Source organism: Pedobacter sp. KBW06 (assembly GCF_003852525.1).
GTDB lineage: Bacteria > Bacteroidota > Bacteroidia > Sphingobacteriales > Sphingobacteriaceae > Pedobacter.
In genome coordinates, this window is sequence record NZ_QAJL01000003.1 from 1,195,692 (window position 1) to 1,214,917 (window position 19,226).

At 43.8% G+C, this 19,226-nt stretch carries 13 protein-coding genes; 5 read left to right on the top strand and 8 right to left on the bottom strand.

The annotated features are described in order from the left end of the window. Positions 1 to 34 precede the first annotated feature (34 nt). From DBR43_RS19825 to DBR43_RS19840, 4 genes are all read right to left on the bottom strand, one after another. On the bottom strand, positions 35 to 1,597 hold the full coding sequence (locus DBR43_RS19825) for a SusD/RagB family nutrient-binding outer membrane lipoprotein (protein ID WP_124583943.1): 1,563 nt from the start codon (positions 1,595 to 1,597) through the stop codon (positions 35 to 37). A gap of 114 nt (positions 1,598 to 1,711) precedes the next feature. Next, positions 1,712 to 5,032, bottom strand: coding sequence for a SusC/RagA family TonB-linked outer membrane protein (locus DBR43_RS19830; RefSeq protein WP_199757092.1), 3,321 nt, complete (start codon positions 5,030 to 5,032; stop codon positions 1,712 to 1,714). 293 nt (positions 5,033 to 5,325) lie between these two features. Then, on the bottom strand, positions 5,326 to 6,447 hold the full coding sequence (locus DBR43_RS19835) for a FecR family protein (RefSeq protein ID WP_124583948.1): 1,122 nt from the start codon (positions 6,445 to 6,447) through the stop codon (positions 5,326 to 5,328). Between the two features lie 73 nt (positions 6,448 to 6,520). Beyond that, a complete protein-coding gene (locus tag DBR43_RS19840) occupies positions 6,521 to 7,114 on the bottom strand; it encodes an RNA polymerase sigma factor (RefSeq protein WP_124583950.1) in 594 nt (197 codons plus the stop codon). 449 nt (positions 7,115 to 7,563) lie between these two features. Here DBR43_RS19840 and DBR43_RS19845 point away from each other — a divergent pair, with 449 nt between their 5' ends. Further along, positions 7,564 to 12,768 carry a CehA/McbA family metallohydrolase gene (locus DBR43_RS19845; protein ID WP_124583952.1) on the top strand — a complete coding sequence of 1,735 codons (5,205 nt, stop codon included), beginning with the start codon at positions 7,564 to 7,566 and terminating at the stop codon, positions 12,766 to 12,768. 11 nt (positions 12,769 to 12,779) lie between these two features. Next, positions 12,780 to 13,691: a type IX secretion system membrane protein PorP/SprF gene (locus tag DBR43_RS19850; protein ID WP_124583954.1), complete on the top strand. Its 912-nt coding sequence runs from the start codon at positions 12,780 to 12,782 to the stop codon at positions 13,689 to 13,691. Positions 13,692 to 13,722: 31 nt separating this feature from the next. Here the strand turns inward: DBR43_RS19850 and DBR43_RS19855 are convergent, their stop codons facing one another. Next, entirely contained in the window at positions 13,723 to 14,739 is a 1,017-nt protein-coding gene (locus DBR43_RS19855) for a hypothetical protein (RefSeq protein WP_124583956.1), read from the bottom strand. A 44-nt stretch (positions 14,740 to 14,783) separates the two neighbouring features. After that, positions 14,784 to 15,398 (bottom strand): hypothetical protein, encoded by a 615-nt coding sequence (locus DBR43_RS19860; RefSeq protein ID WP_124583958.1) that lies wholly within the window; start codon positions 15,396 to 15,398, stop codon positions 14,784 to 14,786. Positions 15,399 to 15,609: 211 nt separating this feature from the next. On the opposite strand from DBR43_RS19860, the gene DBR43_RS19865 reads away from it, so the two are divergent. Next, complete coding sequence (locus DBR43_RS19865; protein ID WP_124583960.1) at positions 15,610 to 15,906, top strand: Dabb family protein; 297 nt, start codon at positions 15,610 to 15,612, stop codon at positions 15,904 to 15,906. A 72-nt stretch (positions 15,907 to 15,978) separates the two neighbouring features. Beyond that, the gene (gene trxA / locus DBR43_RS19870; RefSeq protein WP_074605967.1) at positions 15,979 to 16,269 is read left to right on the top strand and encodes a thioredoxin; all 291 of its coding nucleotides are present in this window, start codon (positions 15,979 to 15,981) and stop codon (positions 16,267 to 16,269) included. Here trxA and DBR43_RS19875 read toward each other — a convergent pair. Further along, positions 16,262 to 17,968 (bottom strand): ArnT family glycosyltransferase, encoded by a 1,707-nt coding sequence (locus DBR43_RS19875; protein ID WP_124583962.1) that lies wholly within the window; start codon positions 17,966 to 17,968, stop codon positions 16,262 to 16,264. The genes trxA and DBR43_RS19875 overlap by 8 nt on opposite strands. 14 nt (positions 17,969 to 17,982) lie before the next feature. After that, complete coding sequence (locus DBR43_RS19880) at positions 17,983 to 18,393, bottom strand: GtrA family protein (RefSeq protein WP_124583964.1); 411 nt, start codon at positions 18,391 to 18,393, stop codon at positions 17,983 to 17,985. Between the two features lie 413 nt (positions 18,394 to 18,806). On the opposite strand from DBR43_RS19880, the gene DBR43_RS19885 reads away from it, so the two are divergent. After that, positions 18,807 to 19,202: a hypothetical protein gene (locus DBR43_RS19885; protein ID WP_124583966.1), complete on the top strand. Its 396-nt coding sequence runs from the start codon at positions 18,807 to 18,809 to the stop codon at positions 19,200 to 19,202. The last annotated feature ends 24 nt before the right edge of the window (positions 19,203 to 19,226 follow it).

A 19,226-nucleotide genomic window follows, 5' to 3' on the forward strand; every position in this document is an offset into this window, starting at 1 on the left:
CTGTTTTACATGATTATAAATATAACATAAAAAACTACTTCAACAACCACATTACCTGGTTAACGTCATCATTGCCACCAAATTGACTTTGAATGGCTGCAGATACATTTGCGCCATTATAATCCAGTTCATTCGATGGATAAAGCCAGCGTACAGGAAATTTGGTGCTTGGCATATTCAGGTTCGTGGCACTGTTTAAAGTGAATACCGGATAACCTGTTCTTCTATTTTCATACCAGGCGCTGTACTTGCTTCCCTGTAAAAAATTTGCCACATACTTCTGCGTAATGATTTGCGCAATCTGCTCCTCATCTGAGCCTGCAAGGGCTACCCCCGGGCTGGCCGGAAAAGCAGCAATATATCCCGCATCCATTTTCATGTTGTGATGATAATCCATCAGGTCAGGTGTATTTCCTGCGATGAAATTCATAGAGCTGCTGATTCCTGCGGCGTAATAAGTCTGGGCAGGCGTTCCGCTGATCCAACCCCTCAGGCTGGCTTCGGCAAGAATGAACTGCAGGTCCCAGTAACTGAATACACTCACCGCTTCGGCATTTACCAACTGTACATAACGGTTGTTCAGATCTGCATAATCTTTTCCTACCCTGCGGGTTTGAAGACTGGAAAAAGCATCTGAAGGAGCGACTCCCGGATATGCATTGTAATCTGATTCAGACAAACCTCCTGAGATCTTAACCGGAGAAGGCTTGGCATAATAAAACAGACGTTTATCTTTCAGCGTTCTCATTGGGTCCAGCAAAGTATTGGAAAGCATCGTGTAATTTGATTTCACAAAAGAATTCCCTGATCCGGCAGGAACGTCAGACCATGGATAGTTTTGTCCGGCAATATTGTTGTAAGCCAATGCAAAATTATCTTTAAAATCGCGCATCAAAGGGCGGTTGGCCACGATATCTTTAAACTTTTCTATGACTTTTAAATCTGCATCAGCCGTTTTTTTATACAGATTAATCAGGACATGAAGCTCGAAGCTATTGGTTAACCTTCTCCAGTTGTCTGCTTTCCCGGCATATATCGGATCGCCGTCGAAGTTCGCGCCTTCCGCAAAAAGCTGATTTGCCAGATCCAGTTCCGCAAGGATTCCCTGAAAAACAGCTTTCTGGGTGTCATATTTGGGACGTAAAACATTTTCTGTTTCTGCTTTGATTGCTTCAGTAAAAGGCACATCTCCAACCTGCATCGTGACCTGAAAAAACTGCCAGGCACGAATAAAGTGCCCCAATGCCTGATAAGATTTCTTTAAGGCCTCACTGGTCGCATATTTCTCCATTGGCGCAATGTTGCGAAGCAAGGTTAAACGGCCAAAATCTGCCCTGTTAATTTTATTGTACTGAAGGTTCTCCTGCCCTTCACCCCAGGTGATGTACTTCCCTAAGAGAAAAGGCTGGATAAATGCCTTTTGAGTGCTGATATCACTACGGGTGATGTTCAGGATCATACCGGTAGCCAGGATGGAGGAACTCACCTCACCTGTTTTATCCGGATTTGAATTGATATCATCAAACTTCTTACATCCGGGGGTTAACAATGCCAGCGTGGGCAATATTAACATATATTTTAAAAGAGTATTTTTCATTTGAATATATTTAATATTATCGGTTATGAAGCGATCATGAGCACATTCATTGCTTTTTTTAGCGGTATGCTCATGATGGTTTCATCTGTTATATTTTTACGATCTACAATAAGATTACAAGCCTAATTTAATATTGAAACCCAGCATGCGCTGCGATGGCGAGTTCAGGTTTTCAGTATCTACATCCGGATCCGAGTATTTGAAGTTCGTCCACATGAATAAATTCTGTCCTGTAACAGAGAAAGAAGCGCGCTTCAATCCCAGTTTACCAATGATCTTTGGCGAGAAGGTATATCCCAGCGACAGTTCACGAAGTTTCACAAAAGACTCATTCTGAATCCCTTTATCTCCTCCTCTGAAATTCTGTGCGAAATCCTGGTAACCTACCTTTACGTCATTTGGTGCATATTGTCTGGTATCGCTCGTGATCTGTCCGTATTTATCAAATACTACACTTCCCGAAATCACTTTCACCCCCTGCCCTACATAATTGTTCAGGCCATTCACTACCTGATCATAACGGTATTGGTTGTCCGAATCAGGATTTGTTCCTGTATCCCACATCTTATCGTACATATAATTGTACATCAGTCCACCTATCCTGCCATCGATATTTACACTCATATTCCAGTTTTTATAGCGGAAATTATTGAGGAATCCAAAGCTGAAATCAGGCTCTCCATAACCATACTTCTTCTGATAATCACTGTTTACAGGGTAACCATTATTGAAGATGACATTCCCCTGCGGATCTCTCAGCCAATAGTTGGCTTTATAAGTATCCAGACGTTGTCCTTTCTTGGTCCATAAGTCGTCGGGAGAATACTGAGGATCTGTGTTTACATAATAACGGTGTTGCTGTGCCCAGTTCATGGTTGCATACCATTCGAAATCCCTGCTTTTAATCACCGATCCATCTACTGTGATCTCTATACCTCTGCGCTCATAAGTCTCCTTGCTGTTCACAATTGCCATACTGAATCCACTGGAACCAGGTAAATAGGCCGTGTTTCCTTTTTCTTTGGTATCCGTCTGCCTGTTGTAGTAATACTTGTTAAAATAAGCCACATCAAAGTGCAGGCGTTTTTTAAACAGGTATCCTGCTGTACCAATTTCCCAGGTGCGTTGTGAACTTGGAAGTAAGCCTTCACCCAGTAAATAATTCCGGTAACTTCCAGAATTAAGGGTATTCCAGGCGGCAGTGGTCGTACTGTACACATTATTGATCGCATAAGGATCAAATGCAGTTTTAAAGACAGACCATGATCCGCGAAGCTTAAACATGTCGATTACTTCAGGCAGTTTAACCAGTTCCGAAATCACCACACTGGAACCAATGGAAGGGTAGAAATAATCCCTTGAAGATTTTGGCTGCGCCGAATTCCAGTCATTTCTGCCGGTGAAATCTAAAAACACAGCATCATTCCATCCAACAGAAGCCCTGCCATAAAGACTGTTGATTTGTCTTGCGCTATGATCAGGAGTCACTGTTGGAGGCTCGATCGAACCTGCTAGAGAGAAGAATGTTGGAGAAATCAATCCGTTTTTCGTCGTTGCTTTTAACCATTCATTGGAATAATAGTAAAGTGTTCCCCCGGCAAGTGCATCAAAAGACCATTTGTTGATTTTCTTTTTATAAGTTAAAATCAGGTCATTGTTGGTACTGAACTGTGATTTATTCTGGATGCTGTACATCCCCCTGGCGTTCCAGCCTCCACGGGTGGAGAAAATATTTGAGGTAGGATTTCTCATCGTCTCTGCATTGTTCAGGTTGTCATATCCCAGACGCAGCATCAGGTTAAAATCCTCATTGAACTTATAATTGGCCGTTACATTTGCATTCACGGTATTTTCTGTAATGCCACTTAACTTCTCATTTGCAATCAGATAAGGATTGTCATACCAGTTGGTATACATCCAGTTCTGCGTTTTATTCGGTACCACCCAATAATCTTTATAATCGCGAATGTCGTATTCCGTCCCCGTCCACATCACTAACTGATATAGGTATCCCTGGTTATCATAACCACCTCCCCAAACTTGCGGGGCAGAACGGCGGCTAATGCCAAGGTGACTTTCAATTTTAAACTGATCGTTGATTTTAATCTCCCCACCGGAAGTCAGGTTCATCATGTTCAATTTCTGATTTGGAAACTGACCTTTATTATAAATGTGATTTAAGCCGATTCTAAAACTTCCGTTTTCACCAGTCTGAGCGATGGAAATGTTGTTATTGGTGATGACCCCTGTACTCATAAAGTTTTTGAGGTTGTCTTTTCCAACAGAAACCAATGGGCGGTTGTCTTCAAATTGCTTGGTTGCGGGATTCCAGTCTCTCGCTGTATTGCCAGCATTCAGCCTTGGCCCCCAGACATAATCGTTATCGATCTTTCCATTCTGCCCACGTCCATAAGAGCTTTGTACTTCAGGAACAGCAAGGTATCCCAGCTGAAGCATGGTATTGCTGTTAAAATCTACTGCGAAACCTTTTCCTGCTGCACCTTTCTTGGTCGTGATCAGGAGTACACCACCAATGGCTCTGGAACCATAAAGGGCTGACGCTGTTGAACCTTTCAGTAAGTCCATGCTTTCTATATCATCCGCAGGAACATCACGAAGGGTCATATTGCCATAAGGCACCCCATCAATCACCAATAAAGCATCCTCTCCACGAAGTTCCAGCTTCGGCTTTCCATTAAACTCTGTAGAATTTTTTACGACCAAACCAGCCACCTGACCCGTTAAGGAAGTTCCAAGGTCCACACCTTTAACGGTCTGGATTTTATCTCCACCAATTTTCTGCACCGCATAACCCAGGGATTTTTCAGATCGTTTGATCCCGAGGGCAGTCACAACGATCTCCGAAAGCTCCTGTTTCTGTGCCTCCATAACAATATTCAGGACCGCACTTGCTGCGGTTACCGTAACTTCTTTAGTCACATAGCCCAGAAATTTCACTACCAGTACATCTCCTGCTTTCGCATTCACGACAAACTCTCCTGAAGCACTGGCAGAAGCCCCCTCTTTGGTCCCTTTAACCTGGATGGATGCACCCGGCAGCGGATTTCCTTCCGTATCTACCACCTTCCCCCTGATGTTAACCCAGGCCTCCGGATTTTCCATTCTGTTTCTGTTTTCCGGTTCAATCTTCTTGATCACAACCGTTTTATTCATGATCATATAGGAGAAAGGACGGTCTTTCAAAATCTGGCTAAGCGCCTCATCCAGGGTCACATTCCTAAAGTTCACACTGATCTTTCCTTCTTCCTTGATCAGTTTATTGTTGTAAAAAAAAGTATAACCGCTTTGTTTTTTGATGCTTTCAAACAAGCTGTTAAAAGAGCTGTTTTTTTCTGAAAGCGTAATCCTTTGCGAGAAACCATCTGCGGATACCTGGAGGCAGCCGAGAAAGAGTAAAATTACTGTTAGTTTCATGGCCAATAAAATCTTAATTGAGCTGAACCTCCCGACAAAAGAGGCTTTACTACATGAGTTTAAATTCATATTTTTGAATGTTTTGGTTTATTCATTAATTATCCAATAAGTATTTTTTGAGGTCAACCGGAACAATGTTCCATTCTGATATGATCGGATGGGCAATCCGGATCCTGTTGCGAGCAGGGTCCGGTTTATTCCTTCATATGAGATCGTTGTTTTCGAGTATCTATTTTTTCATATCCTACCGTTTTGGGTTTAACAATACATGAGTTATATATTTGGGTTAGTATTTATTTGATCACAAACAGTTTCCTGCCTTCAATTTTAAAATGCGTTCCTTCAAATTCCAGGATCTTCAGCACTTCAGATAATTTCACTCCACGGGGGATGTCTCCGACAAACTCATCATCAGGACGGTCTACCTGGTAAACTACCTCCACATCGTACCATCGCGACAATTGACGCAATACCGAATGAAGGGTCTCTTTTTCAAAATGGAAGAAACCATTTTTCCAGGCCATAGCCTGTTCTATATTCGCCGGGCTGACTTTAATTTTCCCTGCTGACCGGAAGCCTAAAGTAGCCTGCTGACCAGGCTTAAGCAGCATCACATTTCCGGCAGAAACCTTTACACTCCCCTCCAGAAGCGTAGTTTTCACCTCTCCCTCATCTTCATAAGAATTGATGTTAAAATGTGTTCCCAATACCTCCACCTGCTGTTGTGCAGTGCTGACAATAAAGGGTAGTTTTTTATTCTTTGCCACTTCAAAATAAGCCTCTCCCTTCAACTCCACTTTACGCTGGCTCAGGTGGGCAAATGTGGTAGGAAACTTGATCGAAGAAGCAGCATTCAGCCAAACACTCGTTCCATCAGGCAAATTGATCTGGTAAACACCTCCTCTTGGCGTGCTGATGGTATTATAAGCCAATTCTTTTGTATCAGACGGAACGATCGCATAAACCAGCTGTCCGTCTGCATTTTTGGTAATCTTTACACCAGCCTGTTCTGCCAGCTGGCCGTTTCCTGCATCGGTCAGTGAAATCTGCGAGCCGTCAGATAAAGTCAGGGTTGCCTTATTGCCGCCCGGTGCGGCATCATGCTTCGCATTTACCGTGGTTATGGAATTTAAAGTATTGCCGGTGCCGGAGTAAAAATAGAACCCGGCAAAAATGACAATCAGGATACTGGCAGCAGCAGCCAGCTTTGGCCATAAAGGTTTTGGCTGATTGGCACGCTGGTAATCCATTTCGTCGGCATCAGAAATCTTCGCCTCTTCATTCCAGGCTTCCAGCAGCTGATCATCCAGTTTTCCTTCTTTTGTTAACTGCACAAAAAGCTCCAGTTCCTCATCACTGAGTTGTTTGTCCAGGTAACGCTGAACAAGGATCTTGTAAAATTCGTTTTCTTCCATACGGCTGACCATTCAAACAGGAAGACAATATTTGAGGCAGGCAAGGGTAGCTGGAAATAGATTTTTTTTAAAATTATTTTAGAAAGACGGTCAGAAGTACACTCAATGAGATTCCAAGGTCTCTTTTCGCAGAGGCACTCAGAATTTTCATGGAGCCCACCATGTGGTTTTTTACTGCATTTCTGGAGATCCCCAGTTCGGTAGCCACCTCATCGTAACTTTTGCCCTGTTGCCTGCATAACTTAAAGATCTCCCTGGTCCTGGAGGGTAAAGCATCCAATGCTTTTTCCAGGTATTCATGATACTCTTTACTTAAAAGGCTTTCTTCCGTATCATTTCTTTCTTCTACAAAAGAATTCAGCACTTCCGACATGGCCACATCAGAGCGTAATGCTTTTTTAAGACTGTTCAAGGTATGGTTTCTGGCCATAATAAACAGATAAGCCCTGATTGAGCGGACTTCACACAGTTTAGATTTACATTGCCAGATCTTGATAAAAATCTCCTGAGTAAGGTCCTCAGACAAGTCTGTAGAATGCACAAACTTCTTGATATACTGATAAATCGGGGCACTATAACGATCATAAAGTTCCGCAAAAGCAGTCTCCTCCCCGGCGATTAACCTGGTCTTGAGATCATGATCTGAAAGTGTTTGCTGTAATGACATGTTTGAATCCCCGAAACTAATTTATCAAAATTAAGTTAATGTAACATATATGTTTCCGAATTAATAATTCTGAGCCATGTAATCCCTAATTTTTCAACAACAGACCATACAATCAGGTTTCACCCAAAAATAATGGGCTTAACCCCTAAAAAATGAGATCGTTAACTTTATTTTTCAACAAACACAATATTTAACAACAAATTAACATCAGCGGAATTTTTTGCGTATATTTTTGGCAATCTAAACCTACGCTCTTATGAAACCATCATGATCTTACAGGTCACCACAGGAAAGCAGATCAGGATCATGATCGCTTTATAACCGCTAAACCATCACCACAAGTCACTAAGAACCAACAAACTAAGCACACAAAGGCTTGAGAAGCACTCAAAATCAATAAAAAGATCAAAAAAAACCAATAACTCCACAAAAAAAACAATTACATCCCTATGAAAAAACAATTACTCTTGTTGTTATTTTTTGCTGTTCTTTATTTTCCCGCCCAACTTCGTGCGCAAATTGCCAGTTGGGATTTCAGCGGACAGGGTCAGCCCGTCACCTCCACAGCAAACACCTATGATGCGGGGCTTACCGCAGCCCCCGTACTCACAAGAGGAGCCGGTGCCCCTGCCAGTTCAGCCAATAATTCCTTCAGAACCACTGGCTTTAAGAACGACGGAATTAATGTCGCAAACACAGATTATTTCCAGGTGACCCTCACAGCATCCAGCGGAAAAACGATTTCATTAGCCAGCATCAATGCAATTTTCGCTGGGACTGCAACTTATTATCAGAATCCAGGAGTAAGTGTACAGTTTGCTTACAGCCTGGACGGGAATACGTTTAGCCTTATTGGCGCTCCTTCTACTGTTCTGGCAGCAAACGTGACCAATCCAACAGCAAACCCTTTTCCAACCATCAGCCTGTCAGGGGTTTCTGCGTTGCAAAATGTGGCTGCGGGAACCACCATTACGCTTCGTTTTTATGCAAGCGGACAAAGCGGCACCGGTGGCTGGGGTTTCAATTCTCCTGCCCCGGGAAGAATGGGCTTTGAGATTGGGGGAAGTACCTCCAGTACCGGTGGAACGGACAATACACCACCAGTAAATGCTCTTACCTACCCAAAACTCAACGACATCAGCGCGACCTCCCTTGATCTTTTAACGAACATCAATGAAGCGGGGACTACTTATTATGTATTGATTCCAGCCTCAGGAACCGCACCAACCAGCCCCACACAAATAAAAAATGGCCAGGATGGCAATGGAATTGCCGCATTCAAATCAGGCAGCATTGCAAATACCGCCAATATAGAGGCCATTGCAACGATCAATGGTTTAAATCCGAACACCGCCTATAAAATCTTCAGCGTTTCCGCAGATGCTGCAGCCATTCCTAATCTTCAAACGACATTTTCTACCTTAAATACAACGACCCTAAATCCGGATGTCACAGCTCCGGTTAATACCGCAGGCTACCCTAAAATAGGCACCATTGGCAATACTACACTAGAATTGATCAGCAACATAAATGAAGATGGAACAACATATTATGTCTTAATTCCAGCTAGCGGAACCGCGCCAACTACCACCGCACAGGTAAAAGCAGGTCTGGACGGAAATGGAATTCCAGCATTAAAGTCGGGCCCGATGGTAAATACAGCCAATACTGATGTCGCACAGACCATCACCGGACTGGTTGCCGGCACCGCCTATAATATTTACCTGGTCGCATCCGATGAAAGCCTAAACACGCAAACAACCATCAGCATCCTGAATGCGAGGACCAAGAACCCTCCCGCCTTAAACATTCCGGTAATCATCAGCCAGTATTACGAAGGTACCTCCACCAATAAGTGGATTGAACTGAGCAACCTGAGCAACAGCCCGGTCAACACGGCTACTTTACAATTAAAGCTGGCATTGTATAACATTTCCGGAGATGCAGGAAACATTAACATTACACCGAACCCATCCCAGACCATGAACCTCAACGTGATCATTCCCGCTCAGGGAACAGTATTGATCGGCAATACAGGAAATGGTGCTGAGGTTCCCTATTTAACCTCTGCCAGCGCCGCACAAACGAGTAACCTGGTGATCAACTTCAATGGAAACGACGGTATCACCTTGTTGGACAACGACAACAACATCATTGATGCTTTCGGACAAGGCATCAACGCAAAAGACATCTCTTATGTCAGAAATATCTCTGTAACCGGACCAACGCCAACATTCAACCTGAACGACTGGACCCAATTGCCGATCTCTATCGTTCAGAATGCGATTGACGACGATGACCTGAACCGCCTGGGTGTTCACCTGCCACCAAACCTTCCGCCCTGTGCAGCACCAGCTACCATTGCCAGTTCACTGGTTTTCAGCAGTGTCAGCACCAACAGCATTACAGGGAGCTTTACCGCAGCTGCAGATGCCAATGAATACCTGATCATCAGAAGCTTATCACCAAACCTGACGGCCTTACCGGTAGATGGAACCGTTTACAACAAAGGGACTGCTATTGGTGGTGGTATTGTCAGCGACCGCATTATAGGCCGGACTTTTACAGATACCGGACTCCCGAGTTCCACAACCTATTATTACTTCATTTTCTCCTTAAACAACATCTCCTGTACCGGAGGACCAAAATACCTGAGCACAACTTACCTCAGCGGATCTGAAGTCACCAAAACCCCGGCTCCCTGCAGCATTCCTGCAAACCAGCCTACTGCTTTTACCGTAACTTCTTCAAACTACAACTTCATCCAGGGGACTTATGCACCAACAGGCAATGCCGATGAATACCTGGTGGTCATGAGCACGAACAACAGCCTTACTGCCGGCCCTGTTAACCAAACAACATACAACGTTGGAGATGCTCTGGGAGGTGGTATTGTCATTAAAAGAGGAACCGGAAATGGATTCATCAGAAGCGGACTCGCTCAGAATACCACTTACTATTTTTACATCTTTTCCCTGAACAGCAGCTGTAGCGGCGGCCCATTGTACCTGAGCAGCAACCCACTCAGCGGAAGCCAGAAAACAGGTATTTTAGATGTAAACAACCTCAACTTCTATTACGGAAACCTGCACAGCCACAGCAGTTATTCTGATGGAAATAAAGACGATAAGACTAAAAAACCTGAGGACGATTATGAATTTGCAAAGAATTCCATGAAAATGGACTTTTTAGGACTTTCTGAGCACAACCACACCGGGGCAGGAATGTCACTGGCCAATTGGCAGCCAGGTATGGATGCCGCTAAAAAAGCAACAACCTCTACTTTCCTGGCCCTTCATGGTATGGAATGGGGAGTCATCAGCGGCGGCGGTCACGTGATCGTTTATGGGATAGACTCCCTGATCGGATGGGAAAGCGGAGAGCACCAGATTTACGTTCCTAAAAGCGTATATACCGGTCCTACCGGATTATTCAGGGCCATCAACCGCCATGGATTGAATGCCATTGCCACACTTGCACACCCAAATACAACCGACTACAACAATATTGCAGCTAATTACGACTTAAGTGCCGATAGCGCGATTGTGGGGACAGCACTGGAAAGCGGTCCGGCTTTCTCTACCAACCTGACCTATTCAGATCCGGCCAGCTCCATGAGTTACCTCAGTTATTACAACCGGATGCTCGCCAAAGGATACCATCTTGGTGCCAGCATTGACCACGACAACCACAATTTAACCTTCGGACGGCATACCCGCGCGAGATTGGTGGTCCTCGCCCCTGCCCTGACAGAAAATGACCTCCTGGATGCAATTAAGAAAATGCGGTTTTACGCTTCTCAGGACTCCGCTGCAAAGGTGACCTTCACTTTAAATAAAATGCCCCTGGGCAGCGTCTTCACCGGTGTTGCCGGACCAGTGATCTCGGTCAGCACCGCCACGACCAGTCCGGTAACGAGCATCAAGCTGATGTATGGAACGCCCGGAAGCGGTGTAAACCCGACTCAGGTGAGCAACAGCAGTTCGGGAGTATTAAACTATACACACAGCGATTTAGCTAACCTGGCCACAGGTTATTATTATGCAGACATCCTGGAAACGGACGGAAGCAGGATCATTACCTCTCCGATCTGGTACACCCGCGACGACAGCTTTATTCCAAAAACCCAAACCATTACTTTTAACCCAACCAGAACAGCCACTTATGGAGATCCGGACCTGGAAATTGGGGCCAGCAGCGACAATACCGACATCAACCTGAGCTATACCAGCTCTGATGCAAGTGTTGCCACGATCACAGACCTTAAAATCCGCGTCATCAATGCAGGCGTAACGACGATTACTGCAAGCCAGGAAGGCAATGCATTGTACAGTCCGGCAATTCCAAAACAACAGGTACTAACAGTCGCACCGAAAGCAATGGTGGTTACTGCAGAAAACAAACAAAAATTAGCAGGAACCGCAGACCCGGCATTTACCTATACCTCATCAACAGCACCGATAGGAACAGATGTATTTTCAGGTCAGCTGAGCAGGAATGCAGGAGAAGCAGCCGGGACTTACCAGATTACCCAGGGCAGTCTCGCGCTGAGCCCTAATTATGCCATTGATTACAAACCGGCAACATTAACGATCCATGCAAAAGCAGCCGGAACGATCAGTGGCAATACCACAGTTGCCATAGGCAGCCCGGCACCGATAATCACTTTTACCGCTACAGCCGGAGTTCCTCCTTTCACATTCAGCTATCAGGTTAACGGAGGCGAAATCCAAAACCTAAACAGCGCAGGGAATACCGCCATGCTGGAAGTACCTACCCAAACAACGGGCAGTTTTACCTATGTGCTGACCAATGTGCGTGATGCCAATAGCAGTCAGCCTCAAACAGGATCTGCAACGGTTACCGTAAAACCTTTGCCGGTAGCTACAATTTCAGGTTCAGCAGCGGTATGTGTCAATGGCACTCCTCCGGTAATTACCTTCAGTGGCAGTACTGGTACTGCTCCTTTTACCTTCCTCTATTCGATCAATGGAGGCAGCAACATCCGCCTGATCAGCAATACGAACGTGGCCACCATAAGTGCTCCTTCCGGCAATTCAGGCTTATTTACTTATCGATTGATCAGTGTAACAGATGCCTACGGTACACAGGCACAAACAGGAAGCGCGACAATTACCGTCAACGCTTTACCAACCATACAGATTTTTAGCGGCAAAGGAACGAGCATCTCCAAGGGAGATCTGATCCAGTTAACGGCCACAGGAGGAACGCAATACAGCTGGACAGGCAATGAGCTCATCAGCGGACAAAACAGCGCCACGGTTTCCATAAGGCCAAAACAAAGCAGCAATTATAAAGTGACCGTAACCAATGCCAGCGGCTGCAGTTCTGAACAAAGCATTCAGATCAGCGTTGCCGATGATTACAAGCTGGAAGCAGGAACCCTGATCACCCCGAACGGAGATGGCATCAATGATAAGTTTGTGATTAAAAACATTGATTACTATCCGAAAAATACCCTGAGAATCTTTGACCAGAGCGGCCGGGTGTTGTTTATGCGCCAATCCTATGCCAACGACTGGGACGGCACCGTAAATGGCAGTCCGCTGCTGGAAGGCACCTATTACTACATCCTTGACATGGGAGCCGGATTAGGGAATTTCAAAGGGTATATCAATATTATCAGAGATTAATTTTTACAGACATGAGATCAATCAATCTACATATAAAATACTTCAGCCTTAGTCTGTTGTTATTTACATCGGCATTTATGCAGGAAGGAAAAGCACAGATCCTTCCCCTGAATGCGCAGTATTTTCAGAACAAATACCTGGTCAATCCGGCAATGGCAGGAGCAAACAGTGGTTTAAATATTAACGGGAGCTTTCGCAAACAATGGTCAAACATTCCGGGTGCCCCGCTGAGTCAGGGAATTACCCTGGATCAGCAACTGGGTAAAGTAGGCCTGGGCCTGAATGTATATAACGAGAAGGCAGGTGGAATACAACACACCAAGGCAGTAGCGACTTTTGCTTATCACCTCCCCCTGAATGACGACGATAAAAAGCTAAGCTTTGGCCTCTCTTTCGGTGCCAGCAAGGACCGTTTTGACCTGAGCAGCTTAAAAAACAGCGACATCAATGACCCTTCCATTGCCAGGTTTAACGACAGGGGTTATCTCGTAGATGGTGATTTTGGTGTTGCCTACAGCTCCAAAGGATTGAACATTGAAGGTTCCATCCCGAACCTGCGTTCTGCCTTTAAAAAAGAAGATTTAAATTATGCAGACAAGCCTACTTTTTACTCCGCAATAAGCTACAAATTTAACCTGGGCAGCGATGTCGATGCGGTCAGGCTGGAGCCTAAAGGGGTGTTCAGAGGGATTAAGAATTATGATAACCTATGGGATGCCGGGCTCAATGCCAGCTTTGCCAACGACAAGCTGTACCTGATGAGCATGTACCACAGCACTGAAAATGTGACGGTTGGACTGGGCATAAATTATAAATCAAGCTTATACATTATGGCCTATTACAATACTGCAACCTCTGCCATCACCGGGTATACCGATGGGGATTTTGAGGTCAACCTTAAATTCAATATCGGCAAAAAATAACCATCACAGAAAAGGGAGGAAACTCCCTTTTTTATTTGATTTTATCCAGCACAAACTCCGTTTCATCAAGAAAAGGTTCAATGGGGTTTGTCTTACCAAAACCTTTCAAAGTCAATTCCTTCTCCTCTTTACTTCCTCCTTTGACAAATTTCATTCTGATGTCTGTTCCGTTATAAACGCCATTATGGCTCTTCCTTACAATGTTAAACCCGGTAAATCCAGATAACGGATAACTAAGCAACGGCAGGCCAAACAGGTATAGGCGGATGCTTTTCCTGCTGACATCAAAAACAACCCTTCTGCTCAGCGTTGCCAGGAAAAAGCCAAGCGGGATAAATGGCAGGAAAGGGATAAACTGGTCTTTTTGCGGCCATCCATTGCCAAAAATGATGGAATACCAGGTGATGCCCGCAAAAACAAGAAACAGCGCAAAGCTGGGAACAGCGCTCCAGATGCTATTGGGTTTCAACACATAGCCATCTGCATGCGTATTGTAAAAGGCGAGCGTACCCGTTTGCCGTAATATTTTAGCAGGATCAGAAATCAGCGGAGCAGCTGGCTGCAGGACCTGAATTCCCCGGATATCGGATAATAACACCTCTTCAAACTCCTTTTTGGAGGGATCATTTGCGTTGATAAAAGAGGGAGAAATCCGGTATCCTTTCCCATATCGGTCGGCCTTACTTTTCAGGTAATAAGCCATTCCAAAATCTGCTTTTAAGGTAATCTCGCCCATTTGCTCAAAGGTCATCAAAGATTTTCTTCTAAATATGGTCTGCAGGTAAACCATTTTTTCATTTTTCTCAAAAACCATTTGCCTCCGGCTATAGGTAAACAAAGGGATACTGGCAATGAACAGCGGAAGAAGGAGGATATAGCTGGCGAAATTTTTAGCCTCGATCTCCTGAACCTCGCCTTTCAGCATAATGAGTATCGTCATCAGTGGCAGCAGGAGCAGCAATATCAAAAAAGCAATCCCTATTGGCAGCAGGAATGCCAGCGGCCTGATCACCGTCCGGTCCTTCTCTATAACGTAATATTTAGCCATCCCTGTTAAACTTCTGATTTTATGAATTTACCCTAACATGTCCCCTATGACTGCATTGTGGCTGCATTACCTCCCTGTTTTTCAGCCCTTTTTCTTTTTACATAGCCAACGATAAAAATCAACAACCCTGCCGGCACAAGCAGGACAAAGGGATTATCGGCCAATCGATTAAGTAAAGTTACCTGTCCTTCGTCCCAGCTATGGATGTCTTTGTCTACGAGTAACTGACCATTCACAGAAAGCTTAAAAATAGTCACCTCCCTTTTGTCGCCCATAATAAAGCGGTTTATGGCTTTTAGCACACCATTTTCCCGGGCCGAAGCCAGTTGCCTGCTCAGCACTTTTACGGTGATGCTGTCTCCGTCATGGATCTTATTAGCAATCGCGACCTGATCTTCAGTGAGCCCCTGCCATGGCAACCTCAGGTTAACCGGCTCATCCTTCACTTTCATATAAAGGTAAGAGCTCATCACCTGACTTCCTTTTTTCTTTTGCATTTCCCAGAGTTCCGTAACCACAAAACGGCCGGTAGTAAAATCAGCAGCCGACCTTGCCTCCGCTTCAGCATTAGACCTGTCGAAACTGTTAAAGATCCAGAAGGTTGCCCCTCCCATTACCACAAAGAAAATGACTAAGCCCAGGATTACTCTTTTTACCATCACGTTAATTTATTATTCAGCGAATCAATCATTATGCCAAAAACCTTCGGAAAATTTATTTACAATCTGCTGTAGCGTTTGATCACGATTGTCCGTTTTAATAAAAGCACGCTAGATTAAGATTCCGGGGGCAGGTTTCAGGCCCTGTCTCCGAGTCTTTATTCCCAGACATCTTCCAATTCGTTATATTTACCAAAAAAACAATTAGAATATGTTAGCTCACCACGTTTTATTCTGGCTAAAAGCCGATACCACCGAAGATCAGAAAGCTGCTTTCAGAAAAGGTCTTGAATCATTGGAAAAGATTGAATCAGTAAAGTCTTTTTATGTAGGAATCCCTGCTCCCATTGAGCGCGCTGTAGTGGATACTTCTTATACTTTTTCTTTGATCATTATTTTTGAAGATCTTGCCGGACATGATGTTTATCAAACGCATCCTTTACACCTTGCCTTCTTAGATGAATTCCGTGGTCTTTTTGAAAAGGTCACCATTTACGATGCATTATAATTAACAAATAAACCGGAGAAAACGAACGCCTCCTGCTTACATTTTCTCCGGATTTTCTATTAAAAAACAAGTATGAGCGCATTTCAGGAACTTATTCAATCAGAAACACCGGTACTGGTAGATTTTTATGCCGACTGGTGTGGACCATGCAAATCAATGAACCCTGTGATTCAGGAGGTAGCCAGAATTACCGAAGGAAGGGCAAGGGTGATTAAGATCAATATCGACAAAAATCAGGCTGCTGCGGCGAAATACAATGTCAAAGCCGTTCCAACCTTCCTCCTTTTTAAAAAAGGGGAAATCATCTGGCGCCATTCAGGAATGATAGACCAGATGAGCCTGTTAAAACAGCTTTCTATTTAACCTCAACAGCAATCATATTGCTGTTTCTTGCGCCACTAAAAGGTTCAGTTCTTAAGGAGAAGATCAGCTTATATTTTCCGGCAGATTCCGGGGCAATAAATTTGGCCGGCAACTCAACAGATTGCTTTGCAGGAATCCTGATGTTTTCGAGATCAGCGCTTACCTGCTTAAACTCAGCCAGGTCTTCTCCGTTCCTGAAACTGTATTCAAGAAAACATTTCCATTTTTCTCCGCTATTGCCGAGATAGATTTCCTGATCATATGGATTTGTAATCTTCAGTTTCAAAGATACTTCGGTTCCCTTTTTCAACGGGGCAAGCGTTTCCACAGGATTAACAGCCACTTTCTGGTAAGTCCTCAGCGCTTCAACCCAGCGTCCATAATACAAGCCTTTTGAAGTAGAGATTGTATCCTGCGACAGCCCTTCGCCATGACTGGCTGGTAAAACATAATATACCTTTTTGTTTCTGATGCTGTCTTCCAGCGGCCAGATGTCGTACTGGTTTTTCCGGTAATACCTGGAATCGTAGCCAAAACCTTTAGTACTGCGGTTGTAGTAATTATAACGTGAAGGGACCTGGAAAGAATCCGTAAAGACTACAGGAGCATCTCCGGCCTTTTCATGAATCTGTTTTGCCCAAACCTGGTTGCCAAAGTAATAGTCAACCACATTAATTTTCATTAAAAAACCGATCGGGATGATGAGAATGATGCGGGTCAGAATGATGAGTATGATGTTGACGATGGCCAGCTTCTCAAACCATTTCGGCATTCCCTTTTTTGCCATGAAAAGATAGGCAAGGATAAACAGACAAAGCATCCCCGGCAAGGTCCAGTGTGCCTCTACCCTTCCTTTCAGTGTACTAAAAAGAAAGAAAATGAAAATACCATAAAAGTTAACTTTAATCGCCCTGATGAAAGCATCTTCCGTTTTCAACCTTACGGCCGCCTGGTACAGGAACCAACCCACCAGTGGCCCGGCAAGTGCCAGCTGAGCCAGCAGATATTCCGTCGTGAATTTTGATTTATAAAAAGCCGCGGAGCGGTCAATCACATGGTAATAAAATGAAGGGTAATTGTTTTGCACCTGCCACCAGATATGGGGAAGAAAAGCAAGGACAGCAACCCCAACAATGAGCCAGAAAGAAGGTCTTTTTAATAACTTCAGGTTAGAAAGGATCGTGAAAAATAATACCAGAATTCCATGATATTTGCTGTACAATAAACAAGCGATCACTAATGCCAGGAGAAAAGCCCATTTGAGCTTATCAGAAGCTACATATCTCTGGTATATATAAAAAAACAGCACTGTGAAAAAGAACAATGGCGAGTCGGGGGTGGTAATGAAGCCATATACATGGAAAAGAACCACCGAGGAAAACAACAAAACAAAGAGCTTAATATTTTCCGCATAGGGCTTTACGATCTTCCAAAGCAGGAAAACAGAAAGCGTACTCGTGATGACCGTAAATAGCCTCAACCCCAGTGTCCCCGGCAATAAAGCGTCTCCGATTTTGATAAATAACGCCACCATTGGCGGATGGTCAAAGTATCCCCAGTCCAAAAAGCGGGAATACACCCAATAATAAGCCTCATCGGCATGTACCTCTACAAATGTTGCCTGAATAATATTCAAAAGGGTCCATATCCCTAAAAAAATGAGCAATACTTGTTCAGCACTTTTTTTCGTTTGTAGCATTTAAAGATTGGGTTTTAACTGGAGAAGGTATACAGGTAATTGGCAAAGAAGTTCCATAAAGAAATAATCACAATGGCACAAGCCTTGGCAACATAGAAATTCCATTTCAACTTGTCATTGAGCAGGTAAATCAGGGTATTGCTTAAAAATAATCCCACCAGAGAGATGACAAAGAATTTGCCGAACTGGGTAATACTGGCCGCATCATGGTTGTTAAAGGTCCAATACCGGTTTAAGGTATAATTCGTGGTAGTGGCCACAATAAAGCCCAATGAACTGGCAATGTATTTATGAATTTTCAACTTCTCCTTACAGAGATAAGTAACACCAAAATCGACGATAAGCCCGGAAAAACCTACGACACCGAATTTCAAAAACTTAAAAAGAAAAGTGTTATTTAATTCAATTGCAGCAAGGGTCATCATAGAAAAAGATACTTTCCCGCAAAAGTACATATAAATTTCAATTCCCTTCCCCAAAACCATCCTTCGCAGCTCCGGGACTTTCTTCGCAGGGATTTACCTTGACCGATCAGGGCGCTGCAATCATTATTTAATAACGATATCAAAAAAATACGAGAACTGTACAGAATAAACGATAAAAACAAACAGTCACCTCATGGAGACAAGTGTAACGTTTTTTTTAAGAACCACAGAACTTAAGTACAAAAACATAATTTAAATGCATTAAAATCAATATTTTAGGAGAAACAAACCGAACACAATCCCTTGCTCCGGATCTAAAAATTCTACTTTAAGATCAAAATTTCGGCACTCTTGGCATGACATTTGTTTTTCGGCATTTTATAATTTATAACCAATAACTATTTAAAAAATCAATGAAAAGACTTACAAAAATCCTATCACTAACATTAATTTTAAGCTTAACCTTATTATTTGCGTGTAAAAAAGACAAGAAAGATGGACCTTCAAACGGCACGCATAAAGTTGTATTCAAAGCCATCGGTTCTACAGGTACAAAAATCAGCAATGCAGTTTATACAGACGGTTCCGGTAAAAATGAAAGCTTCACCAGCCTCAATACGCAAAACTGGACCAGTAATGAATATACCATTCCTTCTTCAGCTCACGCGGTAAGTTTTGGTGTCTCGGGAACTGGTGTTGATGCCAACTCTACACTTGTAGTTGAAATCTGGGTAGATGGCGTTAAAGCAGCCGATGGAAAATCCACCGGAACGATCCTTAGCCCAAGCGCTACCCTTGCTTTTAAATAATTAATTCATACAGGGTATCCACAA

Coding starts and splice junctions, on each gene's coding strand:
- DBR43_RS19880 (WP_124583964.1), bottom strand. CDS start 18,393: ATGATGACCCTTGCTGCAATTGAATTAAATAACACTTTTCTTTTTAAG.
- DBR43_RS19830 (WP_199757092.1), bottom strand. CDS start 5,032: ATGAAACTAACAGTAATTTTACTCTTTCTCGGCTGCCTCCAGGTATCC.
- DBR43_RS19875 (WP_124583962.1), bottom strand. CDS start 17,968: ATGCTACAAACGAAAAAAAGTGCTGAACAAGTATTGCTCATTTTTTTA.
- DBR43_RS19825 (WP_124583943.1), bottom strand. CDS start 1,597: ATGAAAAATACTCTTTTAAAATATATGTTAATATTGCCCACGCTGGCA.
- DBR43_RS19855 (WP_124583956.1), bottom strand. CDS start 14,739: ATGGCTAAATATTACGTTATAGAGAAGGACCGGACGGTGATCAGGCCG.
- DBR43_RS19860 (WP_124583958.1), bottom strand. CDS start 15,398: ATGGTAAAAAGAGTAATCCTGGGCTTAGTCATTTTCTTTGTGGTAATG.
- DBR43_RS19840 (WP_124583950.1), bottom strand. CDS start 7,114: ATGTCATTACAGCAAACACTTTCAGATCATGATCTCAAGACCAGGTTA.
- DBR43_RS19850 (WP_124583954.1), top strand. CDS start 12,780: ATGAGATCAATCAATCTACATATAAAATACTTCAGCCTTAGTCTGTTG.
- DBR43_RS19865 (WP_124583960.1), top strand. CDS start 15,610: ATGTTAGCTCACCACGTTTTATTCTGGCTAAAAGCCGATACCACCGAA.
- DBR43_RS19885 (WP_124583966.1), top strand. CDS start 18,807: ATGAAAAGACTTACAAAAATCCTATCACTAACATTAATTTTAAGCTTA.
- DBR43_RS19845 (WP_124583952.1), top strand. CDS start 7,564: ATGAAAAAACAATTACTCTTGTTGTTATTTTTTGCTGTTCTTTATTTT.
- trxA (WP_074605967.1), top strand. CDS start 15,979: ATGAGCGCATTTCAGGAACTTATTCAATCAGAAACACCGGTACTGGTA.
- DBR43_RS19835 (WP_124583948.1), bottom strand. CDS start 6,447: ATGGAAGAAAACGAATTTTACAAGATCCTTGTTCAGCGTTACCTGGAC.